The organism is Subdoligranulum variabile (assembly GCF_025152575.1).
Classification (GTDB): domain Bacteria; phylum Bacillota; class Clostridia; order Oscillospirales; family Ruminococcaceae; genus Gemmiger; species Gemmiger variabilis.
The window spans coordinates 1234091-1259082 of the sequence record NZ_CP102293.1 but is presented as its reverse complement, the minus strand read 5'-3'; the positions used below and the strand labels follow the sequence as shown (position 1 = coordinate 1259082).

Genomic DNA, 24992 nt, shown 5'->3' with positions numbered 1-24992 from the left:
GCAGCAAAAAGGAGCCGCCTTATGTCCAAACTGCATCTGATCCTGCCCATGGCGGGCCGTGGCAGCCGTTTTTTTGAAAACGGCTTCGTCTGCCCCAAACCGCTGATCGAAATCCATGGCAAACCCTTCTTTTATTGGGCAGCGCGCAGCGTGGAAAAGTTCGTGGACTGCGCCGACCTGACCTTTGTGGTGCTGGAGGAGCACATCCGGGACTTTGCCATCGACGAAAAGATCCGTCGCTGCTGGCCCGACGCCCGGATCATCGCCCTGCCCGAAGTTACGGCCGGGGCGGCCATCACGGCGCTGAAGGGGGCCGAGGGCCTGCCCGACGGGGAACCGCTGCTCTTCAACGACTGCGATCATCTGTTTGTCTGCCGGTCCTTCAACCGGTTCTGCGCCGACGGCCGCTTTGCCGACGGCCCGGCGGGGGCGCTGCTGACCTTCCCGAGCGATTCCCCGGCCTACAGCTATCTGCAGTACGGCGCTGACGGCAACGTCTGCCATACGGTGGAAAAACAGGTGGTCAGCCACGACGCCATCTGCGGCGCCTACTATTTCAAGGACAAAAAGACCTACGCCGACGCCTGTGCCGAGTACCTGCATGCCTGCCAGTACAAGGAATTCTTTGTGTCGGGCATCTACAACGTGCTGGCGGCCCACGGTGCGGCGGTGCAGGGCTTTGCCACCGATCTGCATCTGCCCTTCGGCACGCCGGAGGAATACCGTGCCGCCGAAGCTCCTGCCCACGACGCGGATTTTGAGGCGCTGGAATGATGATGGGATATCTGCTTCTCGCCATCCTGCTGGTGCTGGCCGGGCATGCCTTCCGGCTGCTGCGCTGGGAACAGTTTGTGCGTATCTATGAGCGCCCCCAGCGCGGCACCATGCTGCGGGGCATGGCCGGCGGCTATGCCATCAATACCCTGCTGCCGCTGCACCTGGGGGACCTCTTCCGGGCCATCTTCGTGGGCCGGCGGATGAAATCCGGCGTAGGCTTTGCCCTGGCCACCGTCATCATGGACCGCTTCCTGGACGTCTGGTTCGTGGCGCTGGGCTTTGCGGCCTTTGCCCTGGCCGGGCAGGGGGGCACGGCGGCTCTGCAGGCGGCCCGGATCTATCTCGTCTTTGCGGTGGTGCTGGCCGTCGCCCTGGTGGTGGTGGTCATGCTCCGGGATGCCATCAAGCGGGGCTGCCTGGCGGTCTGCGGCATCTTCAACGATACCCTCAAACTGGACGGCATGGTCTTCTGCTGGAGCCTCATCAACACCTTCAAGGACCTGCGCCGGATCAACCTGGTGCGGCTGGCGGCGAACACCGTCATCATGTGGGTGGCCTATCTGGGGTCCTACATGGCACTGGCCGCCGCCCTGACCGAGGCCGGGCATCCCATGCAGCTGGTGGATGTGTTCGGCGCGCTGTTCGGGCAGTCGGCGGGGGACCTGCGGGTGGTATTGCCGGGGGGCGTGCTGGCCGGGGCGCCGGTGGCGGCCTGTGCGGCGATGCTCAGCTGGTATCTGCTGCCGCTGCTGGTCATGTGGCTGGCCACCCTGCTGCCCGAGCGGGTGCGCGGGGCGATGAACCAGGCCACCGCGGCGGCGCCGGCGGGGGAAAGCTACCTCAACCTGCTGCCCCAGGCGGACCCCCAGGACCGGGCGGCCTTTCTGAGCCAGTATTTCGGGCTGCAGAACAAAGCCTGGGTGGACCGGTTCCTCCAGATGAACCAGGACATCACCATCCTGCAGGATTACTCGGCGGGTTCCAACGCCACCACCATGCTCTGCATGGACAAGACCCGGACCTTCTACCGCAAATATGCCTTCGGGGCCGACGGCAAAAAGCTGGCCGAGCAGCTGCACTGGCTGCGGGCGCAGCAGGACCGGCTGCCGCTGTGCGAGATCCTGCGCACCGGGGAGGACGCCGACTGCTGCTGGTATGATATGACCTACGATCCCCAGGCGGTGGGAATGTTCCGGTATCTGCACTCCAACCCGGTGGAGAAGAGCGCCGCCGTGCTCCACGGGGTGCTGGACACCCTGGAGGAGAAGCTCTACCGCCCCACGGCCACGGCCGCCGATCCCGGCACCATTGAGAAGTACATTGCCACGAAGGTGGACGGCAACCTGCAGAAGCTGCGGGAGGCCCGCGGCCTGCACGAGCTGCTGGAATATCCCACCGTGTGGATCAACGGCAGAGAATACCGGAACCTGAACCAGCTGGCCTGGCTGTTTGACCACGACCGGCTGCGTAAACTCTTTGCCGCCGACCCGGTGGCGACCATCCACGGGGACCTGACCATCGAGAACATCATCTGCCGCACCGACGACAAGGGTTGGTACCTCATCGACCCCAACACCGGCAATCTGCACGAAAGTCCCTTCCTGGACTACGGCAAATTGCTGCAGAGCCTGCACGGCGGCTACGAGTTCATGATGATGACCCCCCGGGTCAGCGTCCGGGAAAATCACATTGATTTTGCCCTGACCCGCTCGGCGGCCTACGACGCCCTGTTCGCCGACCTGATGGCGGACCTGGGGCGGCGCTATCCCGACCAGCTGGACAGCATCCTCATGCACGAGGTCATCCACTGGCTGCGGCTGATGCCCTATAAGCTCTCCCGCGACCGCAAACGGGCGGCCATGTTCTACGCGGGGCTGGTCGTGGTGGCCAACGATGCCGCCGACCATGCGGAGCGCTGAAATCCCTGCGTAAAGGAATGTTGCAACGGATATGCTGAACAAACTATCGGACAGGCAGAAATGGTTCCGGTTTTCCCGCTGGGACGGGCTGGCAGCCTGCGGTGCGGTACTGTACTGGGGACTTTATTGCCGCTTCGGCGTGGATCTGTACTTTTTTCAGGAGCCCCGCTGGGAATATCGGCGGATTTTTCTGCTGCTGCTGATCCTGCTGGTGGTGGCAATGCGCCGCCTGATCTGCCGTGCGGTCCTGCAAAAGGATGCCTTTTCCCGTAAATTCCTGCGCTATACGGCGGTGAATCTGCTGGTCCTGCTGGCGCTTATGCTGCTGCTCTGGCCGGGGACCTGGTCCTGGGATGACATCCATGTGCTCAACCAGGCACGCTCCTATAGCCTGTATGCCTGGCAGCACTATCTCTCTTCGGAGGCAATGATCCTTTCGGCCTATTTTCTGCCTTCGGCGGGCGGGATCGTGGTGGTCCAGCTGGTCATTGCGGCCTTTGTGTCGGGGTATTGCCTGACTCTTGTGGATACCGGGCTTCTGGACCGCGGCCGGCGATATCATGGCGTGGCGGTCCTGCTGGCCGATCTGGCGTTTTTCCTGCCGCCGATCCTTTTTTACGATTATTCCAAATTCCGCAACACACTGTGCAGTTATCTGGAGCTTCTGCTGCTGGCGCTCACCTGGCGGATGGCCCGGACGCCCGGTGCGCGCACGGTGGGCAATCTGTGTCTTTTCCTGACGGCGGCAATCCTGACGGCTGCCTGGCGGTCGGAAAATCTTTACTATATCGTCCTTGTGCTGGGATTGCTGCTTTTCATTGCCGGACGCCGCCGCTGGAAACGCTGCCTGGCGGCGACGCTGGCGGTCTGCGCCGCCGTGGTGGCCATCGGACGGTACAATACCGGCCTCATCGGCAACGACAATTATGCCGTCATGGCGATCATCAACCCGGTGGTGGAAGTCATCCGGGAGGCCGAACGTCACCCCGACGGTCTGCGGGAGGAACAGCACGATGCCATCGGCAAAGTGCTGGACTGGGATCGTTTGATGGCAGAGCCCCTGGCCAGCGGTTCTGCACTGTACTGGGACGGGGCGGTACTCTCCTATACGCAGGAAGAATACCGGGCCTTCCAGAAGACCTGCCTGCAGCTGGTCCTGCGCTATCCGGCCGCTTTTCTGCAGGAGCGTGCCGGAATGTTCTGGAATACGCTGGGCTTCAATGATTTCCAGTATGATCCCTATACCCGGACGATCCGCATCTTTATGCCGGACACCGCGGAAGCGAAGAGCTGGAAAGAAAACGGGGAGGCCCTGAACGTTTCGCTGCGGGAGGCAACGATCCGCCTGCTGGCGGGCCGGGATGAAGATGGAAACAAAAATCTGAGCAACCATATTTTCTGGAATTTGCTGCCGCCCCTCGTGTTTGCCCTGGCGGCCCTGGTATATGGGGTGCGAAAACGCCGGTGGCTGTTTGCCTATCTGGTGTTCTGCAATCTGTGTAAGGTGCCGCTGATTTTTGCCACCGCCCCGGACACCTATTTTATGTATTACATGTCGGTATACCTGTTTGGTTATGTGGTCGCCTTTGGCGCCCTGGCCGCCTGGTTCAACCGGCGCTGCCCCGCCAAAACGGCCTGCCAAGGAAAGGAGCTTTTGACATGCTGATCTGCGTCGACCTGGACGGTACCCTGCTGGACACGATCCCCGCCAATGCGGCGTCCTACCGCGCCGCCCTGGAGGAACAGGGGTTCACCGTCACTGACGAATACTACGCCGAGCGCTGCAACGGCGGCTATTACAAGGAATTTCTCCGCCCGCTCATGGGCGGGGATCCCGACCCCGCCGACGTGGAGCGGGTGCATGACCGCAAAAAGGAACTGTACGGACAGTTCCTCCACACGGTGCGGCCCAACCGGGCCCTCTTCGAGCTGCTGCAGAACATGCGGGCGGCGGGGCACCGGCTGGCCTGCGTCACCACCGGCAGCCGCCGCAACGCCACCGAGGTGCTCAGCCATTTCGGCTGTGTGTGCTGGTTCGACCTGATCCTCACCAGTGAGGATGTGGAGAAGAGCAAGCCCGATCCCGAGGGCTATCTCCGGGCCATGGCGCAGTTCGGCGTCACCCCGGCGGAGACGATGATCTTCGAGGATTCCGGCCCGGGCCTGGCGGCGGCAAAAGCCAGCGGCGCCGCGGTGTTCAAGGTGGAACAATTTTGACCCTTGACGGGAACGGCCCAAACGCGCTACAATACCAACGACACAAGGCGAAGATGCCCACCCGGACATCTTCGTTTTTTTTTCAGGGAGGAAAGAACGATGGAAAACGCAAAGCGCCCGCTGATCGGGCTTGTGCCGCTCATGGACTACCAGCGGGCCAGCTACTGGATGCTGCCCGGCTACATGGAGGGCATCCAGCAGGCGGGCGGCGTGCCGGTGATGCTGCCGCTGACCCAGGATCCGGCGGCGCTGGAACAGCTGGTCCGTACCTGTGACGGGTTCCTGCTCACCGGCGGGCAGGACGTCGAACCGTCGGTCTACGGCGCGGCGCAGACGGCCCTCTGCGGCGAGACCAGCCCCCAGCGGGACGCCATGGAGACGGCGCTGCTGGCGCTGGCCCGCGCCCAGGACAAACCGGTGCTGGGCATCTGCCGGGGCATCCAGTTCCTCAACGCGGCGCTGGGGGGCACTCTCTGGCAGGACCTGCCGGTGGAGTACCCGTCGGAGGTCAACCACCACCAGACCGGCGCCTACGAGGCACCCATCCACACGGTGCGGCTGCTGCCCGGCACCCCGCTGGCCGAGCTGCTGGGCAAGGACACCCTGCCGGTGAACAGCTACCATCACCAGGCCATCCACACCCTGGCGCCGGGACTCACCGCCATGGCCACCGCGCCGGACGGCATCGTGGAGGCGGTGTACGAGCCGGGCAAGCGGTTTGTCTGGGCGGTGCAGTGGCACCCTGAGTTCTCCTGGAAGGTCAGCGAGGACAGCCGTAACATCTTTGCCGCCTTTGTGGGGGCCTGTTGACCGTTTTTTTACGCAAATATGACCGGGATGCGATAGATTTCGCGCCGGGGCCGCGGTATACTGGGGGTAACGACCACTGTCGCTTTGCAAAAAAAATGAGAACATTTTGCTGATAAAATGAAAAAAGAAAAGGGCGTTTAAGAGGTTTTTAAAGCCTCCTTAAACGCCCTTTTCCTGTCTCATTGTCTCTTGGGTTTCCGTGTTCTTCGAGAATCAAGCAATTCCCGGTCCGCTTCTGCTTGTTCGGGATGTACTCCAGCACATCCTCAACTTGGCAGTCCAGCGCCTCACAGATTCGATCCAGGTGTTCCAGACTGATCCTATCCGCGAATTCGTTATAGTAAGCGCAGATCGTAGACGGCCGAATACCTGTTTCACGCGCAAGGCGTGCTTGCGACCAACGCTTTTCCCCAAGCAAACGAGACAGATGATTTTTGATCATCTGATCGCCCCGCCGACCATTTTAATAGAGCCAGCTGGGGCGTGTCCCGTTTTTGATAGAGTATAACGAATTGCGTTAGTAGTTGCGGATCAGAAGCTCTTTGTAGGTTGGGTCTTTGCCGGGCGCGCCAGGGAGAGAATTGATTCTTGTGACGGGCTCAACCGCGCAGTCGCAGTACAGTTCGCGCACCTCCGGGCAATCGTTATACGAGAGGATGAACCGCCCCTTGATACTGTGCAGCACACGCGCCAAACGCTCATGATCCTCACGCGCAAATGGGTGCTGGTAGTACCACTCTGTGCCCATGTACGGTGGGTCACAATAGAAGAGTGCGCCGGGGCGGTCATAGGTATGGATGAGCTGCTCAAAGTCCAGGTGCTCAATGATAACTTTACGCAGGCGCTCTTGGACCTCTGCAAAAGATGCAGAAATGTTGCCTGCAATTTTTGGAGCCGTGGCGAATGTTCGCCGGTCTGAGCCGAAACTCATCTTGACCAGGTAAAGGCAGCGCGCCGCGCGCTGGATATCTGTCAGACCGTGCTGCTCGGTCTGCTCTCTCCAGTCGAGGAAAACCTCCCGTGAATGCGGCAGTCCTTGCAGCTCGGCAGCCAGCGCATCCGGGTGATACTTAATACAGCGATATACATTGATCAGGCTGCCGTCGGCGTCGTTGAAAACCTCCATGCAATCGCCGGGCTCTTTGCCAAAAAGGACCCAACCGGCGCCGCCAAAAACCTCTATGTAGCGGGTAATGTCTTGAGGAAACTGCTCCAGGATCGTCTTGCGCAGCACGCGCTTTCCGCCAATCCAACCCATAAAACTTTGCATATAATCATCCTTTCTGGGGCGAAAAGATGATCTGGATTGAAAATTACTTGCCGGTCACTGCGCCGGAAACATCCTGCAGACGCTTGATGAAATCTGAAATGTAGTTGGAGCCTCGACTGGCCAGTACGCCAGTCAAAACCATGCCGAGCCACTGGATTTCAAAGGTGATGCCCAGGGCACTGTACACATCTGCCTTGGCCGCAACGCAGAACAGGCAGCCGAAAACCAGCGCCGCCACCTGCGTGATGGCGGTCTTGTAGCTGCCCCCCAGCACAGCCTTGCCGATGCTCTTGCCGATTTCCACCACACCCTCGACGGTGATGGCCAGAACGATTGCCAATACGATCATACTCATAATGTATTTCCTCCTAAGTTTATCCTACAAAGCGGCTGTGGTACATCTTACGGCTGTCCCAGCCCTCACTTTGCGCCAACGCCAAAAAGCGCATGGCATCCCCGTTGCTTACAGTCATGGTTGCCGCGAAATGGCTGGCGTCGACTTGCAGCATGCTATACCGATCTTCATCCAGCAGAAGAGATCCGGCCAGAATCGCCACTTTGGAAGCCTCCCCAACAGTCAACGGACCCAGCGTAACAAGCTGGATCGTTTCCATGCTTGCAGCCGGTTCTGTGGGGGCCGGTACGGGAATCGCTGCCGTGCCGTATGTGCCCACGGCGTTTTCGGCGCCGCTGTACCGCGTCGGATCAAGCCCCACGCCGGTGGACGTGGCGCGCACCTCCAAGTGACAGTGCTTGTACGGCGGGTCGTTCAGCGCCGCGTTCCCGCTGTTGCCCATCACTGCCAGCGCGTCGCCGCTCTGCACTTTCTGTCCCGCCTGCACCAGCAACCGCGCGCAATGGCAGAAATACAGGAAATTCACCTCGTCGGGGGTCTGAGCAGCATCCAGCTGCACGCAGATGTACCACCCCCATTCCCAGGTTTTATCGCTGTGATCTGTTACGATGCGGGCACGGGTCACGGTGCCCCGGATTGCCTTTTGCGCGCCGTCCGCAGCGGTGTAGTACGGCATGCAGATGGTGGGATCATCCAGCCCTACCAGGTCGATGCCGCCGTGCCAGGTCTTGCCGCCGCCGCGCGTCCAGCCATAGCGCCCGTAGGCGTAGGGGATCTGCACGCGGCCCTTGAAGATACCAGTCTGGATCATGTGGCTTTTACCTCCTCAAAATACTGCCCTACAAGTTCGTGGGGCAGATACTGCAGTACCACCGTGCCGCCGTCCTCCTCTCCTGTGCGCTTGCACAGATACACCGTTCCGCCGTCGCTGTAGTACAGCCCGTAGGTGTACTCCATCCCGCGTACCGCCGGGATGGGGTTGTCCACCGTACCTTGCTGCGGGTCAGCCGCCACGGCCGCCCACAGCGCCGGGGTCTTGTCCGGCGTCCAGTCGGCCTGTGTGGTGTGCGCCTGCACGACCTTGTACAGCTGCCCGTTGTACTGGTAGCGCTGGCCTACCTGCACGGCCACACCGGCCGCCCACGCCGGGAAAAGCTGCACGCCCTGCACGGCAGTCTCATCGTCCAGGCTTTCCACCGCCTGCTCGATCAGCGGACGCAGCTTGCGCGCCAGCTCCGTAAGCGTCATCACTCCACCCCCAAAAGGATTTTCGCAGCTGCCAGCTCATCTTCCAGCGCGGCCAGCCGCGCCTCGGTGTCGCCGCTCGGCTCTTCCGGCGGCTGCATGGCCGCCAGCTCGTCCTCCGTATACTCGTGGTAGTACTGGCAATCCTCCCACACATCCACAAGCTGGCGCAGGCCCTCCGGCCGGCGCTCCGTCACGGTGCCCTCCAGCACCCGCTCTTCGGTGCCGATTTTTTTGCGGCCCGGGTATACGTAGCCCGCCTCCAGGTCCGGGTTCTCGATCTCGAGGCCTGTCTTTTCGTCGTATGTTTTCATTATTTTCACCTTGTAAATGTCGCTTTTCCGTAAAAAAAACCATTTTGCCTGTTGGATAGCCTTATGTTGACCCTATAGGCGCCGGTCACATCCACCGTCTTGCCGTCGACAAAGCTATCTGTTCCGCCGAGTTGCCGGCCAGCCTTGTCGTATCGCGTGATTGTGCTCACCGCGCCATTGCCAGTGTTTGAGTTGCACAACATCGACCCATATCCGCAAAATGTATAGATGTCGGTGCCGTTGTTATTGTCCTCGTAGTTGCCATATGTCGCCAGCGCCAAGTTGACGACCAGCTCTGCTGGCAATTGGACACCTCCCGGAAATCTCGGTGCCGTGCCCATCACACGCACCCCCTTTGGGGTTTGTGCAATGTGCCAACGACCTCGTCAGCTATCGGGGGGGGGCTAAAAATACGGTAATTTGTCATTTTACACACTCCTTACTTGACGTTTTCACGGAAAGCTCTATCATTTTATTTCGAGAATAAACTTCCCGACTTTTGAGTAAAAGTCGATTACCGTGTCTCCACTGTCATAGGTCACATCTTGAGACTCTTGATAGATGCCATTGGACGGTGATGTGTAGAGCACGCCAGAGAACGGTTTTTTTGCTGTCACCTCCGCGCCCTTGCTCCAAGACGATCCATCCCGCGAGGCACGGATCTCCAGATACTCGCCAGCGACAGAGCTGTCGATATTCGGGTCGCCATAGGCCCCATCCTTAGTCAGATAATAAAACCCGCAAGTGATGGCGTTTCCTTCGCCTGGATAATAGTAGTTGCCACACAGCATTTCTTTTGCGCCCGTGCCGCCGCCGGCCGTCCTAAGTGCTGTCCCCATATCAGCTCACCTCCGTGCGGATCAGCCACTGCAGCGTCACGTCTGCCGTCGGCTTCTCCTGGATGATCGTGCGGATTTTTCCCCCGTCCAGGCTGGAGGTAACGCCCTGGCTGTTGATGATCGCCATGGCCTCATCCAGCACCGCGTCCGTTTCCGGCACGCCTACCGGATTTCGCGAACACGGGCTCAAAAATTCGCTGCTCTCCATGACGGTCGGCGCGCCCGGCGTCAGCGCGGTCAGCGTGACCTCCTGAGCGTACGGGTACCCGGCGCTCTGTTCCTCGCCGGACGAGGTCACCCAGCCGTCCAGCGTGAGCGTGGCCTCGTACTTGGCTGCCGCCGCGTCAATGCTTTTAAAGATGTCTTTGCTTTTTCCCTGGGGGTCATAGGTCGACTTGAGCATGGTCGCCGTCCCGGCGTTGAGCTGATCCAGCTCCTGCTCGATCTGCGCCAAAAACGCCTCGAACGCTGCCTGCATCACGCTGGTGTCGATGGCGTCGATGGTGTCCCGCATCAGGCCGCAGTAGGCAGCGTCCAGCCGCAGGTCCACCACGTTATCTGCCGTGATGCTGGTCGCGCCGGTGGGGCGGGTGACGCAGTACAGATAGATCTCGTCGTAATCACTATCCCGGCGAATCGCGGGCATTTCAGGATTTTCCGCAGCCAGGCCCGCGCGCACATAGATCCCCGTCTGATTGGCGTTTTTGTCGTAGCCCAGGACGATCACATCTTTGCGCGGGTAGACGCCGTCGGCGTCCTCAAACTGCAGGATGATGTCATTCTCCGAATAGGGGAAACACGCCCAAAACTCGCTGACATGCAGGCTGCCCAGGCCCTTGGCCAGTGTCACTGTATTGTCACCGTTGGTGGTCAGGGCAAAACTCTCCGCCGTCAGCAGGCCGCGGCTGCGCGCCGCATAGGCTGCGCCCAGATCGACCGAGGTATATTGTTTGTTGTCCAGCGGCCAGGCTTTCAGTTCTATCAAGTGGTATCGCCTCCAAGCTCTATATTGTCAAACACAGGGATGACCTTGCGGCCGGTCGCCTCATAGGTCAGCTTGATGCTGGTGATCTGGGCGCTGGCGACCAGCCCCAGTTCCGGCACCCGCACCGGCAGGCGGTCCCCAAGGTCATAGTCCTCGCCGTAGTGCAGGACCAGATCGGCGGCCGTAGCTTTGAGCGTCTGCTCTATGTAGTGGTTGAGCAGCGCCGCCGTGGCGTAGTTGGTCAGGGCCGTCTGGTATTCAGATTCGCTGTAGACTGCCTCGGTGGTGGAGCCGTCTGCGGCTTGCACCGTGTGCCGGTGGGTCACGCTGGACCCATCCACCCACAGTTCATGCCGGTCCGTGCCTTGGGCGGCCGTATCTCCCACCTCGATCCACAACTGCTGCCAGCTATCGCTTTCGGTGGGAGCCTCTCCGCCGCAGATCGCCACGTTGGCGTAGTCGCTGGCGTCCTGTGCCAGTGAAACGGCGGACAAGTTGCGCAGACGGGTACCAAAGTATCCTCGATACCATTCGCCGCCCTGGACACTGCGATCCTTGCCCTGCAGCAGTTCCAGCCGCTCCGCTCCAGTCAGAGGGTCAAATCTGACCCGCACGCCAAAGCCCCCGGTCCGGGCCAGTTGGGTGATAACGCTGCAGCAGTCCGTCCACTCCACGGTCTCGCTGCAGGGGGCCGTAAAGGTCGCGCTGTCCGGGATCGTTACCGGCAAGCCGCGAAGGTTGGCGCGGCAGATCTCCAGCACCCCCGCCGCCGCATCTGTCACGGTGCGGGTACCTTTGGCGACCCGCTGTGCAAAGCGGCAAAGCGAAAACCTTCCGCGCACTGTGATCGTGCCCTTGTCCACGTCGCTAGTCAGTGCCGTGATGACCGCCGCGATCCCCGGCGTATCGGGGTTGTAGAGGGTCGCCCACTGCTGCAGCAGCCGCCGGTTTGCATCGCTCAGGGCGCAGACCATCTTGATCTCGCCCACGTCCGCCCATTCGGGCATCCACTGCAGGCTGCTGATGTTGCCCACCAGGTCCACACGCTGCGTTCCATGGTACACATACACTTTCACGGCTGCGTCAGACATTGCTCGCCACCCCCTTGGGAGCCTTGATGGTCACGGTCAGATTCTCGCGCCCCTCTTCCGCTGTCAGCCGCAGCACGTTGTCGCCGGGAGCCAGCGTCATCCACCAGTCGGTGTCGTAGTCCATCCAGCGGAAGCCGTCCTGTTCGCTGCCGTCTGCGCCATAGTAGGTACAGCCGAGCTTGTCCTCCTCGGTGGAGATCACGGCCCGCTCGCCGGGCAGCATCTCCTTGTTGAGCCGGATAAAGGTGCGGGTGCCGTTGTGCCACAGCATGGGGTTGAGCACCCGCGCCGTGGCCCGCAGGTCCAGGGTAAAGGCGGTTTCCTGGTTGCCGGTGTTGACCACCGTCGTGTACAGGCTCTGCCGGTACTGGCTTATATACCAGCTGCCCGCCGTGCTGACTGGCGTGGGAAACCAGGTGGAATCAAGGCCGCCCAGCATGGTGGTGACCGTCTCCTCGGTGCGCCAGTAGGGGTAAGGGCACTTGATTTTGAACTGGAAATGCAGCAGCCCCGGTTCGCCGTCCACTTCGGGCAAGCGCTGGGCTTCGCCGTCCAGATACCACCGTTCCGTGCCGAGGATCTTCGTCCAGCGCAGCGGCGCGCCCGCCTGGATGAGCCGCTTAAGCAGCCGCTCGCTTGCGTCGTAGTCGCCGACGATGTCGCCGGTGACCGTGACGCTCCGGCTGCCGACCGCGCGGCCATTGATGGACTTGCCGATCTGCCCGGCCGCTTGCGTCTCCGAGAACGAGATGTCCAGCCCGTCCTCGCCGGAGATGGAGGTCACCCAGAACCAGGTATCCGGGGCAAAGTGGATGCTCTGCCCAGTGTCCAGGTTGGCGCAGATATATTCGGGGATCGTCTGCATGGGTGCCTCCTTAGGGGATCTTCCATTTCAGCCGCTCGGCCATGGCTTCGGTCTCATCCGTAAGTTCGGCTTCGCTCAGGCTGTCGTGGGTGTTAAAGGTGTTGTTCATATTGATAATCGTCTGCGCCATCGGCATAGGTGCGGCACTGCCGGCTGCCACACCGACCGGCACCGCCAAGCGGCTCTGGTTGGCGGCCACCATAGCACGCATGGTGGCGACAATTTGGGTTGGTGCCAGACTTCCGTTGGCAAAAGCCTGTTGCACCTTGTCCATTGCAGCTTTGGCTTTTTCGATGACAAGGTCCGTCCCTTTTTCCTCACCACGCGCCCAGCCCTTCATTAGATTCAGACCGATAAAGTCTTCCATCACATGGGAAGGCGAGTGGATTTCCGCTTCAGCAGCCGCGGCGGCAATGGCTTCACGGACCGTTTCCACCATAGCATTGACAACGCCAGATCGACCAGCGACAATACCCGCCGTAATGCCGTTATCCATCTGCAGGCCAATTTCCCGCCCTCCGGTGTTCGCCTGGGTTTTGGCGGCAGTCTGTGCCTCACTGATCATCTTCGTGGTGGCATCTTTTAGGGCTGTGTTATTGGCAACTCCCTCGGCCATTGTGGTGACCATTTCGCTGCCAGCGTTCGTCACTTCGGGCAGGCCCAGTTCGGTCTGCAGCGCGTTGGCTGCGGCCTGGCCGCCAGCGCGGAACGTTTCGCTCAGCGTCAGCAACTGCTCATCAGTGGCAGATACCAGCGCTGCCACGGTGGCAGCGGATTCCGGTCCGGCATCTCGCAGCTGCTGCAGGAGACCCTGGTCGAGGCCACGTTCACCAAGAGCAACCAGATTATCGGCCCAAGCGGAAAGAATTTCCTGGTTCTTCTGCATATTGGCGATCATCTGTTGAACACTCAACTCGCTCTTGGTGTCGATGACGTCGAACATATTGGTAGCCGTCTCGGTATAGCTTTGCAGGGCCTCCTTGCGGCGCTCCATCTCGGCTTCTTCTGCTTCGGCGGCGGCCTGGGTGGCCTCCTGCTGGGCCTGGGCATTATTGATAATCGTCTGGGCAGTGGTGGTGTCGATGGCGGCCAGCTCTTCGTCCAAGGCTTTTCTTTGATCACCGAGCGCCTTCTCCTGAGCGGCATAGGCAGCCAGAGTCTCACCAGATTGCTGCATCAGCTCGTTGTACTCACCCTGACTGATAATTTTCTGTTCCAGTTGGGCGGCCCATTCGGTCTGCATGGTTTCCAGTTCGGCTACGTTCTGGCGGATGGCAGCTTCTTCATCCAGCAGTTCATTGTATCGTTCCTGCCGGGCAGCCACTTCTTCCATGGTCTGTTGGGCTTCGATGTATGCCTGCAGCTGTTCGGTATTCATAGAAAGCAGGTCGGCTTCCTCATCGTAGGTCAGACTCAGGTCTGCGTACTTTTCGTTGAGTTCATCGACCATCTCACCAATACGCTGCTTCTGGCTGGCGGATTTGTTTTCGATGCTGTCCAGTTCCCCGAGCTCTTTTGCCAGTTCGCTGGCAGCGTCCGCATTGGCTCGGATGGATTTCAGGTTGTTATCAGCAGCCTTGGCGTTACTCTCCTCACTTTTGGCAAGGTTATCCTGGGTACTAGCCAGATCATCCAAAATTGCCGACTGCTCGGTAAAGGCTTCCGATTCCGCCGTGACGGCTTTGTACACAGCCACAGCTCCCGCACCTACGGCCGTCAGCCCCAAAGTGATCAGACCCACAGGACCGAGCAGTGTCTTGATGGCAACGCTCAAGGCGGTGGTCGCCGCCGTCAGCAGGCCGCTGGCCACGGTGGCCAATCCCATGCCGGTAGTCATGCCCCCCAGGGCAAAGGTCTTGGCAGTGATAACTCCGTTAGCAGCCATTTCTGCAACAATCTGTTCTTCTGTGGCCGCCGTTCCCAGCTTGGCCACAGCGGCCGCACGTGCCTCCGCTACCGCTTTTGCATTGAGTGTTGGTGTCAACACCTTGCCTGCGGCATCCGCAGCAACGATAGCGGCGGCAGCCGTTTCTTGCGCAGTGGAAAACGCCTTGACCACCTGATTGGCTCCATAGGCCACGGTCAGAGCGCCCAGCGTCACAACCAAGATATCCGCATGGGATGCCACCATCTCAATGGCCGGTGCCGCCAGACTCATAGAATCCTCGATAACATCGCCAGTCGTTTCAATGACGTTTTGAATGCTTTTAAACTTTGTTTCAGATAACCCGGTATCAAGCGCCTCAATCATTGTTGTGGTGCCGCGCACCATGGCCGTGCCCATGTTGGTCCATGCGGTCTTAATGCCTGCACTGGAGGTTTTGGCGAGTTCTGCAAAACCACCCACGCCATTGTTCAGCTGGATAATCCGGTCGTTAAACTGCGTAAAAGTGATTTCGCCGTCTTTCAGCGCGTTATACAGATCAGTCTGTGCGCTTTCACCCACATACCCGAAACTCTCAGCCACGCGGTTCAGTGCCAGACCCATGGTTTCCTGCATGGTCTTCCATTCTTCCATCTCGAACTTTCCGCGGCTTAGCGCCTGCACATACTGTTCGAGACCACGGGCCGCGCCGTCACTTCCCGCTCCGCTGGCGAGAAAGGCATTATTAAGGGCCAACGTGGTGTCTACGGCACCGTCCAGATTACCAGTTAGCACTGTCAACCGCTGCGCGGTAGACACAACACTGTCCAACGTGGTGGGGATTCCCTGTATCCCCTCTGATAGCCGCTGTACTGCCTCCTGGGCACTATCCGCCCCGTATCCCAACTGCTCCATCATCATGGGGAAGCGGTTCATCGTGTCATATCGGTTTATCGCCGAATCCAGGGAAGCAGTTACGGCGTCAACGCCTTTTTGGATAATCTTCAGGGCACCGCCGCCTTTGACGATATCCGACAGTCGGCGGGTACTTTCCGCAGTCTTGTCCACTGCAGCGGGCAACTGTTCCATGCCACTGGCTGCAGATTCCGCCCCCTTTCGGATGGTGTCAAACTGCTTATTGATATCACCGGTGCCGGAGGAAAAGCCGGATGTATCTAATTGCGTATCGAAAGTAATAGATCCATCATAAGCCACTTTGCACGTTCTCCTTGTATCAATTTCCTTTGCGTGATAAGATGTAAATCAAAAAGGGAGGAATAAACATGGGATTCTTTTCCAGAGCACCAGTAATTTGTGAAATCTGCGGAAGGAACTGTTCCACCGCCGGAGGAAAGAAACAATTGCTGGATGGGACGATCTGCTGGTCTTGTCTGATGCGCGCCGGGTACAATCCTAAAGATGCGCCCAGGCTTTCTCTGGCGGACGTTCGCGCAAAAGCATCATCAGCAAGCCAGGTACTGCGGGGGGAAGAAGCAATGCCTGTCAGTTTGCAACTCCAGGACATATGTATCGATACTGTTGGGAAGCAGTGGTACTGTAAAACTGGTCTTTTAACTGGCACCGGAGATAGATGCCCAGAAACCACTGGCGTACACTCTCTAAATGATTTACGGGTTACTTGGGTAGAGAGCTATACTCTCAATTCCGTAAACACGAAAACTACCAATAATGGTATCAAACGTGCCATCATCGGTGGTGTGTTAGCCGGTTCAACAGGTGCTGTAATTGGCGCTGTGACTGCAAAGAAAACGACCACAGGGAACACCGTCAGCACAGAACACTTTCATGTACATCTTCGTTTTAGCAGCAACCCCGACAAGGACTACTGGATTTACCTGAAAAATTCCAATGAAGTCAATCTTCTGTTACGCCACATTTCGCATGAAAATGCGCCCGAAACGTCCGATCCCACAGAGGAGCTGCGAAAGTATAAATCCCTTTTGGATGATGGAATTATCACGCAGCAGGATTTTGAAGCCAAAAAGAAACAGCTTCTGAAACTATGATTTTTCATGGCGGCCGTCAAGTTTGGCGGCCGCTTTTTTGTCTCAAAGATGCTTCTGCTTCTGCGTACCGCCGCGCAAGACGTTCGGCCATACTCTCAACTTTTCGCGGTCGCGCAGCCGCTTTTGCAGGAAGCGCCACCTGTTTCTGTAGTGCCTTGTAGTGTTCCCGCATCTTTTTGTCTTTGACTTTGCTGACATCCATGGTGCGCAACTGCATCCGCTGCGCCATGGCCGTACTGTCCGGCAAGTTTTCCAGCAGCGCCAGGAAAGCCCACCAGTGTAGGTAGGGAATTTCCGTCAGGTCTATCTGGTAAGCCTGTCGGAATGCGGCGTAGATGCAGGATGCGTCCGCGTCATTGGTAAGGTCGTAGGCTCGCACGACCTTTTTTCCGACCGGTTGTTTGTCCTCAGCGTCCGTGGACTTTCCCCGGCTGTAAAACCATTGAAGCCGGTCTACCGCCCGTTCCAGGCCGCCCGGTGGAAGCTCCTCAAAAAGTTGCTCTACGCCAAGCACCGTTTTTACGGCTGGGCTCAAAGCGTCATCGTCAAGAATCTGCTCAAAACGGATCATATTACGGTAATCGGCATAAATGGGCACGCCGTCAATGGTCTCGGGCAGACCATCCTCTAACAACAGGCAACTCATTTCGCCGCCTTGCGCCGGGTGGCGCGGTTAGGCTTGTAGGCGGCAAACCGCTGGGCGTACTGCACGCCCTGGCTGCTGATGGCATCGTGCAGGGCCTCCATTACGTCCAGCAGGGTGGACAGGCTGGTTTTGGGGCCGAGCAGTGCGTTGCAGGTCCCGTCGCCAAAGGCGGTATCGATAAAATCGGTCAGCAGTTTGCACTGTGCGGCCAGGTAGTCCTGGTATGCCCGCAGCCCCTCCATCGTCGCCATGGCGGCGGGATTGGGGTCGGGCGGCAGTGAAGCCGCAGCTCTCTGCATCGCGGCTTCTGCGTCCAGATACCGCTGCATATCAGCGGGGGATGTCACATCGAAGTCGATTTCTTTTCCAAGCACGGTAAGCATTACAATATCCTCCTTGCGAGTGTGCGGCCCGCCGGTACTGCCCCGGCATTGTTCTGTTGGCCGCATAAAGCCCCCGCCACAAGACAGGGGCTGCGCCATCAGCTGGCGCTGTAGGTGTATTCCGTCGGCGTGCCCACGGCGGTGAGGGTCGCGCTCCAGGTTGCATTGCCTCCGGCTTCGCCGCCCTGATCATCCTCCACCGCGATGCTCAGGGAGCCCTGCTCACCTTTGCCCGTCAGCATGCAGAAGTACACATACTTTTTGATCACAGACTGGCCGGTTCCATACTTAATGGCGTGGGCCAGAAGCGCCTCCTGAAAGTCATCCGCCGCCATGCGGTCACCCGCCACTGTAAAGGTACGCTTGGTGCCTGTCTTGGTCTCAGTGGTACCGCTGCGCAGGTAGGTGCTCTCGGCGGTGGTGGCCTCCAGCGCACCACTCTGTTTGGTCACGCCTCCATCGGCCACGATGTAATCGGCGGGGCCGGACGCCGAGCCGGAAAAGTCCACGGCCAGCACATAGTCGCCCGCAGTGACGACGCCTTCAAATTCAGGGCTCGGCGTTACTCCCTTCATCAGTTCAGATAATTTCATCTTCCTCTGGTTCCTTTCTCGTAGTAGATCAATCGGCACTGGATCTGGTACCGCCCTACATCGGGGGCCGCAGTCATCAGGTAGCCGGTGCTCTGTGCCTCGATGCTCTGTACGGTGCGCCCCGGCCCCAAATCGGGAAAATTCCGCTGCCGGGTCTGTTCCTCAAACCAGGCGGCCAGCTGTTCGTACAGGGCACTGTTTGCAAGGTTCTGCAGCGTATCCGAACCATAGTCCGAAATGCTGCGCAGAACAAATTGATATTGCCGCATCGTACTGCCGCTGAAGTACCGCTGAATGATCTGGCTGGCGGGCGTGGTATCGATTGAAAACGCCACGCTGTGATCCGGCAACCAGTCCACGCCCAGAGGGTGATCCCCCAGCAGGGGGCAGGACAGCAGGTACTGGTGCAGCGCCTCGGCGATGCTCTTATACTCCATGGGCTTGTCCTCCGGCCCGCGCGGCTGCTCCGCGCAGGATATCTGCTTTGTGGTCGATCATAGCGCGCTCGAACCACAGCGCCCCTGCATTGGGATGCGCGCTTTTGTCGAAATGGAAACTGATGCCATAGTACAGACGGTGGGCATAAGGGGCGATGTAGCTGACCTCGCCGGACCCGATCACGGTCCCCAAGTCACCGCTGCGCATCAGGAAAGCGCTCTGCATCGGGACATAGGGGCGGCAATACCGCAGCACCGCTGCGTCGATATATTCCTGCACCGTCTGGAACTGACTGGTGCGTTTCGGGCCGAAATCCCGGCTCCAGGTCAAGCGGCAGGAGATTTTTCCTCCCTTGAATTTGATCTGTACCAGTTTTCCCCGCGGCGTTTCGATCCGCATCCTTTTGGTTTGAGCCATTATTTGCCCTCAATTCGCCAGTGCCACAGCCGCCGCGCACCTCGGCGGTTGTCCTGCACATGGGTCACCACAAAACAGCGTCCCTGATATTTGCCGGTCAGGGCTGTGCTCCCGGTTACAGTGTCATCGACCTCACCGCGCACCAGCACATCACCAGGGGCAGCGGGAATCGCGGCGGCGGTGTTAATGCGCACCGTGTAGGCGTCAGCGGTCATAAGGCCGTTGTCGCTCACGCTGGCCGCCTGCCCACCGTACCAGCTGGCGGTGGTGTATACCGTCCGGTTCCACACGTCGGCCCGGCTGGCCGGGTCATAGCTGCGGTGGTAGAGCGTCACGGTCTCGTCGCAGCACAGCATATCAGCCGCACCCCCTGTACCGCAGCGGGTGCGTCCGGGGCAGGTACAGATCCGCTGCGGCCTGCAACTCCGCCTGCTCCTGCTCCACCAGATCAGCCGCGGCTCCCGCGTAGCTCTCGCTGTATCCGTCATTGGTAGCGCTGGCAAGCCCCGGCGTGCGCTCGGCAACGGCGGTCTGGTAGCGCCCCGCCACCTCAGCCATGGCACAGGCAGCCATGCGCACAGCATCATCCACCGGCGCTCCTTGGCGCAGGCGGTCGAGAGTAAGTCGATCCAGCCAGGCGTCAGCCTCCCGCGCTGCGGCGGGCCACTGTGCCTCGGTCAGGACCGTCCCGTGGTAGGTGCCCTGATAGTAGGAAAAGTCAGCATACATGGGTGCCCTCCTCAGCCGGCGGCTACTTCAACGCGCTTGATGTACAGCGTCTGCGGCTTAGACACCTTGATGCCGTATACCTTGCGGCCCTGCACGGCAGAGGCACCGATAAACTTGCCGGAGCCATTCAGGTCCTGCAGGTGGGGCTCTACCTGCCACTCCTGCACACGATGGCACCAGTTGGGATGACCGGCGATCAGTTCGGTGGTGATCTTCTTTCCTGCCACGCGGGTGGTGGACTCAAAGTCCAGGTTGGCGCTCTCAAAGACCAGAAAACCGGCAACCTTACCCACAACGCCTTCCTGTACCAGCTCCTGCGACAGGTCGCCCTGCTTAACGAAGTTGGGGTCCTGCATCAGCACTTCCAGGTACTCAGGGCTGACGATCATCCAACGCTGGCCATCGTTGGGGACACCTTTGCGGGACAGGGTACGTTTGGCTGCCAGCGCCTCCTTGTAAGCATTGCTGCTGGTACAGGCAGTCTTGCTGGTGGAAACATTGGCCAGTGTGCCTTCCTCCACGCTGCCTTCGCCAGTACCGGCGGCCTCCAGTGCATTGAGGGATTTCTTGTCCATGGACAGGCCCAGGGAGTAGGCCGCGCTGTCCAGGCGCTCAGCCACAATACCGTCGGGCACACTTTCGGCATCGAAACCGTCGATCAGCTCGTTCACGGCTTCATCCTGGTCAATATCCAAATCCAGGTAAGTGGTCGTACTGGCCTTGGGGTCGACACCATTTGCCTTATCGTAGTCCTTGACCTCGACCTCGGTGTCACGCACCGGGATTTTGACCTTTCCGGCCTTGGGGTCGCCCTCATATTTGTTGTTGAAGATGTAGTTGTCGCGGGTCACAAGATTGGTGCGCAGCTTGGCATCCACCATCTTGCCGTAGCGTTCCTGATTTGCATGTGCCATAAGTTTTTCCTCCTCAGAACTTCAGTTTGGGGTTGAGCGCTGCGAAGGCAGCTTCTACGCCCCCCTTTTTCTCGGTCCCCACCGCTCCGGTGCCGGTTCCGGCCGCATAGGGCGGCGGGGTCTCTGCACTCTCGAACAGATAACCGCTGTCTTTCTGCAGCGCAGCCAAGGCGGCTTCGATGTCCTGATCCTGGTTCTTACTGCCGCGCAGGGTGTCCATATCCAGCAGTGCCTTGATGGCCTTGCCGTTGCGCCCTTTGGCTTTGGTGATGGCACCATCCAGTTTGGCGTCAAACTGCACGGCGGCCACGCGGGCGTCGGCGTCCTTCTGGGCCTGTTCTGCTTTGGCCTGCCAGTCGGCGGCAGACTTCCGGATCGCGTCGATGTCCATTTCTTTGTAACCGGCGATGGTCTTGTTGGCATCGGCCAGCTGGGTCTCGGCGGCCTTCTTGGCCTCGTTCACGGCGTTGAAATCGGCCTTGGCCACAAAGCCCTTGCCGATCTCCGCGCTGATCTTCTTGTCGATGTCCTCGGTCCAACTGTCGCCGAGGATGTTCTTCAGCCATTCGAGCATAAGCTCCTCCTTATGGTTTGGGGTTGTTTCGGGCAGCTTTCCTTTTTTTCCGGCCAGTCCCGGTACTGCTGCGCCCCGGTTCTTCCCCCGGTGCCAGGGTATGACAAAAGCCCCTTACGGGGCCTTGGTTGCGGTTCTTCAGTTTATCACGAGGGCGGTTGCGGTGCGGATAGGGCCTGTGCCGAGATGCCTGGCATTGTCCGATCCGCATGGGTGGCCGAGGGGTGGAAATATTCCGCCCCGGCCCCATGGTAAAAAGGGCCTGTCTGAGGCTAACCGAAAGGGCATCCATTGTCACTGCGTACCAATCGGAAATGTGTGCAAAATCATCCATCTGCTTGATACTCCTAGTTTTTTTGAGCACGAAAAAAGCACCCCTAAAATGGGGTGCAAATAGCGTTTAAATTATGATTCAATGCTTCGCGGTTTCCGCAGTTTCAGAAGTCTTTTTCCCAAAGACTTCCTTCAATCGCTGGATTCCTTTTTCGTCGGCCTCTACCATCTGTTCAAAGGTCGTGGACGCACAGTATTCTTGGTTATTGCTATCTTCGCTGTGCTCGGAATTCCTGATATTCAAACCCATACGCCCCCATTTCCTTTAAAAAGCGCCGCCGAATGGCCAGCAGCTTTTCTGCAGAACTTTTCCAGTCCGGCATTTCTTTCTCTAATTGTCCCCACAGATGTATAACCGATGCTGCGTCATAATCTTGCTTTTTGCGCAGAACAAAGACGGAACCATCATTTCCGACCACCGTTGCCAACTGCAGTTTCTCATCCATAAGAAATGCCGAAACATCGTCGATGGAAAAAGGCGTACCGGTCGGGTGCGTGTGCATCGTTCCGATGGAATCCGTATGGGTCCTCAAACGAACATACCCTTCTGTTTTTCCAATTATAACATCGTTTGGCCGCACAATGCAATCCTGCGCAAAACTGGCTCCCACTTCCATACCTGCTGATTTCCCTTTCAAAGCCGAGAGAAGCGTTTTATGCGCTTCACGCAAGTTTTCGGCCTGTTGTGGTGTCATACCTTCCAGCTTTATGGTCGGGATGTTGTCTATACTCTCTTGTGTTACCTCATGTACTTTGATGAGTTCGTCTGCATACATCTCGGACTTTTTTCGGTACGCCCACACAGCCTTGCTGGCTTGGCTGCGTCCAAAACCCGCCGTATACAGCCGCTCGGTGCGGGTGCGCCGCCCGGTGGCGCGGCAGAACCTGCTGTACTCGCTCTGCAGCACCCGCAGGCGGATCTGATGCTTCTGCAGATCATCACTGCCGCTTTCTTCATCGCACAGCACCTGCCGCCGCATCTGGCGGATGGCATTTTCGATGGCTGCCTGCTCCTGACCAGCCCCGTACAGCGTGTAATGCTTGCCGTTGTAGGTGACACCCTTCTCGTTATCGGCGACCATCTGCGTCAGTTCCTCATCGCTGTATACCGGCGTGTCCACGCCGATCAGTACCGGGTCCGCCACGTGGCGGCAGTTCAGACGCCCGATGGGGCGCTGCAAGCTGGCGTTCAGTGCTTCAAATTCTTCGTCCGTGAACTGCCGTCCCTGGATGGGCTCATGGTCGGGGGCGCAGGCGGCGTGGGCACTGATTTCCCATCCGTCGCAACCCAACCGGTCATGGTTCTGCTGCTGGATCGCGTTGTCCAGCTGCCCCATCTGGTCCATCAGATAGCGGCGGCAGGCATACTCAATGCCCACGCTGCGCCCATTCTTTTGCTCAATGGTGCGCAGGCCGCGCTTGGCCAGCGGTCCCACCGCGCGGCGGATGGCTGTGTTCAGGTCCAGCGCGCCGGTGGCTGTCTGACGGAAAGCAAAATCCAGTGCCTTGGCGTAAGCATCCTGAATGGGCACCGTTTTGCCGTCGGGGGCCGTCGCCCACAGATTTTTCAGCTGTTCAGCCGTGCGGGTCTTCATGACCTCAGCGTATCCTTCGGACAGCTGCTTCAGGTATTCGCTGTCTTCAAACCGTGCCGAGTTGTCCACCACATAATCCAGCAGGGTGTCTATGACTTCCTCGCTGATTTCCAGCTGGTGGGCAATGGCTTCGGTAAGGGCCGTCTTACTCTCTCCCAGCGCTTGGGCGCGGTAGATTTCATACTCGGCGGTATCGGTGATGGCGCCGGCCTTTTTGATGCGCCGGCTGATATCTTTCAGCAATTCCTCAATGATCGGCTCTGTCAGCGCCAGCGCCGCATCGTTCAGGCCGTCCCGCTGTTCCTGGGTCATCGGGCGTCACCTATCTTTCCAGATCGGCCAGCTCCGGCATATATTTCTGCCGGATGGCCGCCAGATCAGCCTCCGTTTCGCAGGGCAGATCGAACTTCCAGGCCAGTGCCATTTCGGGCTTCAGCAGGCCCATCTGGACCATCTCCTTGCGGTCGGTCCACTCCTTGTCGGCGTCGTACAGCACACCGTTGCCCCATGTCACAGTCAAGGTATCAGGGTCCCACGGGGTATCATCGCACAGGTGATATGCGCGGCCAATCTGGTCGGCCAGCCGCAGAGCGGCCTGCAGACTGTCATACCACAGGCGTTGAAAGTCGATGATGGACAGGCTATAGTCCCCGGCGCTGGATGTAATCTCCGTCGCCGTTTTTTCGGTGGCTTCGGCGTCGCTCAAAATGCCACGCTTGATCCCCAGTAGGTTCTCTATGGCTTTCAGGTAGGCTTGGCGTCTCCGCTCGTAGTTTTCGTCCCGCAGCGCAGGGGAAAAGGCAGTAATGCCCACGTTACTTGAGTTGTCGTCCACACCGACGAACAGATCGTCTTTCAGCTGTTTGCGCCCAGGTTTGGCAGGCACAGTCGGGGCCAGCAGGTCGGCGCTGGCCACAATCCGCATCCGCCCCAGCTCGAATTCCCGCCCCAGCTGGTACTCGTTGCGGTTGATGTTGTAGATCAGGCCCATAGCCGGTTCGTACACCGACACCCCGTCGGGGCTGCCGTCCACTGTGTTGGCGGAAGGCATACGGATATGGACCAGCCCCACGCCGTCGATGGGCATGGCGTATGTGTATGCAGGAGCCAGCCCCGCATACTGGGGCAACGTATCCAGTGGCACAGGCTTTCCCAGCCTGGCAGGACTGTCGGATTCGTACAGTCGGTTTTGGATGGTCAGGTATCCGTTCACCCCGGTCCGACGCTCCATTAAGGTGAAATAGCGCCGTTCGGCCACCACGCTTTTTTCACAGGTAGCCATATCAGTCACGCTTCCGTCGGTTCCTCGGCCCAGTACCAATACATGATCCCGGCGCATGGTCCGCCAGAGCATTCCGCCGTTTGTAGTGGGTACCGGCTTGATCCAGACTTCACCGCCTACCATACCCCACTGCATAGCCAGGCTGCGCTGGGCATCATAGGCCCGGCGCACACCGTCCATCCACTGTAGCTTGGGGGTATCTGTCTTCTGCAGATCGCTGTCATATTCTGCAAAGATTGCCTTGCACAGTTTGTTCACGATAGCATAGGGAAGCCGTTGGCAGGGGTCGATTCCCAACTTGTCGTCCGGCTCACGTTCAAACCAGGCATCAAACCAGGATGCAATAGCTTCACGCATGGCCGTGCTGGTGCATTCCCGTATTCCCAGTGCAGCTTCCAGATCACGGTATCCGCTGCTGGCCATCGCGCGAATCAGTGCACTCATGGGTATCTTCCTCCTTCCTTGGCATCGTTATCTGAAGGTTCCGCCAGCAGCGCGGCCACAGACAAT

General features: G+C 59.1%; 29 protein-coding genes. 6 read left to right on the top strand and 23 right to left on the bottom strand.

Annotated features, from left to right (window positions below; all coding sequences use genetic code 11):
• The first annotated feature begins 21 nt into the window (after positions 1-21).
• From NQ490_RS06160 to NQ490_RS06140, 5 genes are all read left to right on the top strand, one after another.
• Positions 22-774 (top strand): glycosyltransferase family protein, encoded by a 753-nt coding sequence (locus NQ490_RS06160; RefSeq protein WP_007048316.1) that lies wholly within the window; start codon positions 22-24, stop codon positions 772-774.
• Positions 771-2696: a lysylphosphatidylglycerol synthase domain-containing protein gene (locus NQ490_RS06155; RefSeq protein WP_007048317.1), complete on the top strand. Its 1926-nt coding sequence runs from the start codon at positions 771-773 to the stop codon at positions 2694-2696. The genes NQ490_RS06160 and NQ490_RS06155 overlap by 4 nt, the downstream gene beginning before the upstream one ends.
• A gap of 31 nt (positions 2697-2727) precedes the next feature.
• The gene (locus tag NQ490_RS06150; protein WP_007048318.1) at positions 2728-4362 is read left to right on the top strand and encodes a DUF6020 family protein; all 1635 of its coding nucleotides are present in this window, start codon (positions 2728-2730) and stop codon (positions 4360-4362) included.
• Positions 4356-4913 (top strand): HAD family hydrolase, encoded by a 558-nt coding sequence (locus NQ490_RS06145; RefSeq protein ID WP_007048319.1) that lies wholly within the window; start codon positions 4356-4358, stop codon positions 4911-4913. The genes NQ490_RS06150 and NQ490_RS06145 overlap by 7 nt, the downstream gene beginning before the upstream one ends.
• Positions 4914-5012: 99 nt before the next feature.
• Positions 5013-5723: a gamma-glutamyl-gamma-aminobutyrate hydrolase family protein gene (locus NQ490_RS06140; RefSeq protein ID WP_007048320.1), complete on the top strand. Its 711-nt coding sequence runs from the start codon at positions 5013-5015 to the stop codon at positions 5721-5723.
• Between the two features lie 148 nt (positions 5724-5871).
• On the opposite strand, the gene NQ490_RS06135 is transcribed toward NQ490_RS06140, so the two are convergent.
• The 12 genes from NQ490_RS06135 to NQ490_RS06080 form a co-directional block, all read right to left on the bottom strand.
• Positions 5872-6165: a helix-turn-helix domain-containing protein gene (locus tag NQ490_RS06135; protein ID WP_007048038.1), complete on the bottom strand. Its 294-nt coding sequence runs from the start codon at positions 6163-6165 to the stop codon at positions 5872-5874.
• 75 nt (positions 6166-6240) lie between these two features.
• Complete coding sequence (locus tag NQ490_RS06130) at positions 6241-6993, bottom strand: DNA adenine methylase (protein ID WP_007048322.1); 753 nt, start codon at positions 6991-6993, stop codon at positions 6241-6243.
• Positions 6994-7036: 43 nt separating this feature from the next.
• Complete coding sequence (locus tag NQ490_RS06125) at positions 7037-7348, bottom strand: hypothetical protein (protein WP_007048323.1); 312 nt, start codon at positions 7346-7348, stop codon at positions 7037-7039.
• A gap of 19 nt (positions 7349-7367) precedes the next feature.
• Positions 7368-8159, bottom strand: coding sequence for a M23 family metallopeptidase (locus NQ490_RS06120; RefSeq protein ID WP_007048324.1), 792 nt, complete (start codon positions 8157-8159; stop codon positions 7368-7370).
• Positions 8156-8596 carry a carbohydrate-binding protein gene (locus NQ490_RS06115; RefSeq protein WP_007048325.1) on the bottom strand — a complete coding sequence of 147 codons (441 nt, stop codon included), beginning with the start codon at positions 8594-8596 and terminating at the stop codon, positions 8156-8158. The genes NQ490_RS06120 and NQ490_RS06115 overlap by 4 nt, the downstream gene beginning before the upstream one ends.
• On the bottom strand, positions 8596-8907 hold the full coding sequence (locus NQ490_RS06110) for a hypothetical protein (protein WP_050764749.1): 312 nt from the start codon (positions 8905-8907) through the stop codon (positions 8596-8598). Before NQ490_RS06110 ends, NQ490_RS06115 begins: the two co-directional genes overlap by 1 nt.
• Positions 8908-8912: 5 nt before the next feature.
• Complete coding sequence (locus NQ490_RS06105) at positions 8913-9248, bottom strand: hypothetical protein (protein WP_007048327.1); 336 nt, start codon at positions 9246-9248, stop codon at positions 8913-8915.
• A gap of 126 nt (positions 9249-9374) precedes the next feature.
• The gene (locus tag NQ490_RS06100) at positions 9375-9746 is read right to left on the bottom strand and encodes a hypothetical protein (RefSeq protein WP_007048328.1); all 372 of its coding nucleotides are present in this window, start codon (positions 9744-9746) and stop codon (positions 9375-9377) included.
• Between the two features lies 1 nt (position 9747).
• A complete protein-coding gene (locus NQ490_RS06095; RefSeq protein WP_007048329.1) occupies positions 9748-10731 on the bottom strand; it encodes a hypothetical protein in 984 nt (327 codons plus the stop codon).
• Positions 10728-11822, bottom strand: coding sequence for a Gp37-like protein (locus tag NQ490_RS06090; RefSeq protein WP_007048330.1), 1095 nt, complete (start codon positions 11820-11822; stop codon positions 10728-10730). Before NQ490_RS06090 ends, NQ490_RS06095 begins: the two co-directional genes overlap by 4 nt.
• Positions 11815-12687, bottom strand: coding sequence for a phage distal tail protein (locus tag NQ490_RS06085; protein ID WP_007048331.1), 873 nt, complete (start codon positions 12685-12687; stop codon positions 11815-11817). Before NQ490_RS06085 ends, NQ490_RS06090 begins: the two co-directional genes overlap by 8 nt.
• A 10-nt stretch (positions 12688-12697) precedes the next feature.
• Positions 12698-15766: a tape measure protein gene (locus NQ490_RS06080; protein ID WP_007048332.1), complete on the bottom strand. Its 3069-nt coding sequence runs from the start codon at positions 15764-15766 to the stop codon at positions 12698-12700.
• 68 nt (positions 15767-15834) lie between these two features.
• On the opposite strand from NQ490_RS06080, the gene NQ490_RS06075 reads away from it, so the two are divergent.
• Positions 15835-16578: an SHOCT domain-containing protein gene (locus tag NQ490_RS06075; RefSeq protein ID WP_084759179.1), complete on the top strand. Its 744-nt coding sequence runs from the start codon at positions 15835-15837 to the stop codon at positions 16576-16578.
• Between the two features lie 16 nt (positions 16579-16594).
• On the opposite strand, the gene NQ490_RS06070 is transcribed toward NQ490_RS06075, so the two are convergent.
• The 11 genes from NQ490_RS06070 to NQ490_RS06020 form a co-directional block, all read right to left on the bottom strand.
• Positions 16595-17212, bottom strand: a complete 618-nt coding sequence (locus NQ490_RS06070) for a Gp15 family bacteriophage protein (protein ID WP_198005065.1) — start codon at positions 17210-17212, stop codon at positions 16595-16597.
• 8 nt (positions 17213-17220) lie between these two features.
• A complete protein-coding gene (locus NQ490_RS06065; RefSeq protein ID WP_040918667.1) occupies positions 17221-17607 on the bottom strand; it encodes a DUF6673 family protein in 387 nt (128 codons plus the stop codon).
• A 98-nt stretch (positions 17608-17705) separates the two neighbouring features.
• Positions 17706-18200: a phage tail tube protein gene (locus tag NQ490_RS06060; protein WP_007048337.1), complete on the bottom strand. Its 495-nt coding sequence runs from the start codon at positions 18198-18200 to the stop codon at positions 17706-17708.
• Positions 18197-18637: a hypothetical protein gene (locus NQ490_RS06055; RefSeq protein WP_007048338.1), complete on the bottom strand. Its 441-nt coding sequence runs from the start codon at positions 18635-18637 to the stop codon at positions 18197-18199. The genes NQ490_RS06060 and NQ490_RS06055 overlap by 4 nt, the downstream gene beginning before the upstream one ends.
• Positions 18627-19055 carry a minor capsid protein gene (locus NQ490_RS06050; protein WP_007048339.1) on the bottom strand — a complete coding sequence of 143 codons (429 nt, stop codon included), beginning with the start codon at positions 19053-19055 and terminating at the stop codon, positions 18627-18629. Before NQ490_RS06050 ends, NQ490_RS06055 begins: the two co-directional genes overlap by 11 nt.
• Complete coding sequence (locus NQ490_RS06045; protein WP_007048340.1) at positions 19055-19411, bottom strand: DUF6751 family protein; 357 nt, start codon at positions 19409-19411, stop codon at positions 19055-19057. Before NQ490_RS06045 ends, NQ490_RS06050 begins: the two co-directional genes overlap by 1 nt.
• 1 nt (position 19412) lies before the next feature.
• Positions 19413-19784 (bottom strand): head-tail connector protein, encoded by a 372-nt coding sequence (locus tag NQ490_RS06040; protein ID WP_007048341.1) that lies wholly within the window; start codon positions 19782-19784, stop codon positions 19413-19415.
• Between the two features lie 11 nt (positions 19785-19795).
• Positions 19796-20698, bottom strand: coding sequence for a phage capsid protein (locus NQ490_RS06035; protein WP_007048342.1), 903 nt, complete (start codon positions 20696-20698; stop codon positions 19796-19798).
• A 13-nt stretch (positions 20699-20711) separates the two neighbouring features.
• A complete protein-coding gene (locus tag NQ490_RS06030; RefSeq protein ID WP_007048343.1) occupies positions 20712-21272 on the bottom strand; it encodes a phage scaffolding protein in 561 nt (186 codons plus the stop codon).
• Positions 21273-21814: 542 nt separating this feature from the next.
• A complete protein-coding gene (locus NQ490_RS06025) occupies positions 21815-23512 on the bottom strand; it encodes a phage minor capsid protein (RefSeq protein ID WP_007048344.1) in 1698 nt (565 codons plus the stop codon).
• A gap of 10 nt (positions 23513-23522) precedes the next feature.
• Positions 23523-24926: a hypothetical protein gene (locus NQ490_RS06020; protein ID WP_007048345.1), complete on the bottom strand. Its 1404-nt coding sequence runs from the start codon at positions 24924-24926 to the stop codon at positions 23523-23525.
• Positions 24927-24992 lie beyond the last annotated feature (66 nt).

Coding starts and splice junctions, on each gene's coding strand:
- NQ490_RS06160 (WP_007048316.1), top strand. CDS start 22: ATGTCCAAACTGCATCTGATCCTGCCCATGGCGGGCCGTGGCAGCCGT.
- NQ490_RS06155 (WP_007048317.1), top strand. CDS start 771: ATGATGATGGGATATCTGCTTCTCGCCATCCTGCTGGTGCTGGCCGGG.
- NQ490_RS06150 (WP_007048318.1), top strand. CDS start 2,728: ATGCTGAACAAACTATCGGACAGGCAGAAATGGTTCCGGTTTTCCCGC.
- NQ490_RS06145 (WP_007048319.1), top strand. CDS start 4,356: ATGCTGATCTGCGTCGACCTGGACGGTACCCTGCTGGACACGATCCCC.
- NQ490_RS06140 (WP_007048320.1), top strand. CDS start 5,013: ATGGAAAACGCAAAGCGCCCGCTGATCGGGCTTGTGCCGCTCATGGAC.
- NQ490_RS06135 (WP_007048038.1), bottom strand. CDS start 6,165: ATGATCAAAAATCATCTGTCTCGTTTGCTTGGGGAAAAGCGTTGGTCG.
- NQ490_RS06130 (WP_007048322.1), bottom strand. CDS start 6,993: ATGCAAAGTTTTATGGGTTGGATTGGCGGAAAGCGCGTGCTGCGCAAG.
- NQ490_RS06125 (WP_007048323.1), bottom strand. CDS start 7,348: ATGAGTATGATCGTATTGGCAATCGTTCTGGCCATCACCGTCGAGGGT.
- NQ490_RS06120 (WP_007048324.1), bottom strand. CDS start 8,159: ATGATCCAGACTGGTATCTTCAAGGGCCGCGTGCAGATCCCCTACGCC.
- NQ490_RS06115 (WP_007048325.1), bottom strand. CDS start 8,596: ATGACGCTTACGGAGCTGGCGCGCAAGCTGCGTCCGCTGATCGAGCAG.
- NQ490_RS06110 (WP_050764749.1), bottom strand. CDS start 8,907: ATGAAAACATACGACGAAAAGACAGGCCTCGAGATCGAGAACCCGGAC.
- NQ490_RS06105 (WP_007048327.1), bottom strand. CDS start 9,248: ATGGGCACGGCACCGAGATTTCCGGGAGGTGTCCAATTGCCAGCAGAG.
- NQ490_RS06100 (WP_007048328.1), bottom strand. CDS start 9,746: ATGGGGACAGCACTTAGGACGGCCGGCGGCGGCACGGGCGCAAAAGAA.
- NQ490_RS06090 (WP_007048330.1), bottom strand. CDS start 11,822: ATGTCTGACGCAGCCGTGAAAGTGTATGTGTACCATGGAACGCAGCGT.
- NQ490_RS06085 (WP_007048331.1), bottom strand. CDS start 12,687: ATGCAGACGATCCCCGAATATATCTGCGCCAACCTGGACACTGGGCAG.
- NQ490_RS06075 (WP_084759179.1), top strand. CDS start 15,835: ATGGGATTCTTTTCCAGAGCACCAGTAATTTGTGAAATCTGCGGAAGG.
- NQ490_RS06065 (WP_040918667.1), bottom strand. CDS start 17,607: ATGCTTACCGTGCTTGGAAAAGAAATCGACTTCGATGTGACATCCCCC.
- NQ490_RS06060 (WP_007048337.1), bottom strand. CDS start 18,200: ATGAAATTATCTGAACTGATGAAGGGAGTAACGCCGAGCCCTGAATTT.
- NQ490_RS06055 (WP_007048338.1), bottom strand. CDS start 18,637: ATGGAGTATAAGAGCATCGCCGAGGCGCTGCACCAGTACCTGCTGTCC.
- NQ490_RS06050 (WP_007048339.1), bottom strand. CDS start 19,055: ATGGCTCAAACCAAAAGGATGCGGATCGAAACGCCGCGGGGAAAACTG.
- NQ490_RS06045 (WP_007048340.1), bottom strand. CDS start 19,411: ATGCTGTGCTGCGACGAGACCGTGACGCTCTACCACCGCAGCTATGAC.
- NQ490_RS06040 (WP_007048341.1), bottom strand. CDS start 19,784: ATGTATGCTGACTTTTCCTACTATCAGGGCACCTACCACGGGACGGTC.
- NQ490_RS06035 (WP_007048342.1), bottom strand. CDS start 20,698: ATGGCACATGCAAATCAGGAACGCTACGGCAAGATGGTGGATGCCAAG.
- NQ490_RS06030 (WP_007048343.1), bottom strand. CDS start 21,272: ATGCTCGAATGGCTGAAGAACATCCTCGGCGACAGTTGGACCGAGGAC.
- NQ490_RS06025 (WP_007048344.1), bottom strand. CDS start 23,512: ATGACCCAGGAACAGCGGGACGGCCTGAACGATGCGGCGCTGGCGCTG.
- NQ490_RS06020 (WP_007048345.1), bottom strand. CDS start 24,926: ATGAGTGCACTGATTCGCGCGATGGCCAGCAGCGGATACCGTGATCTG.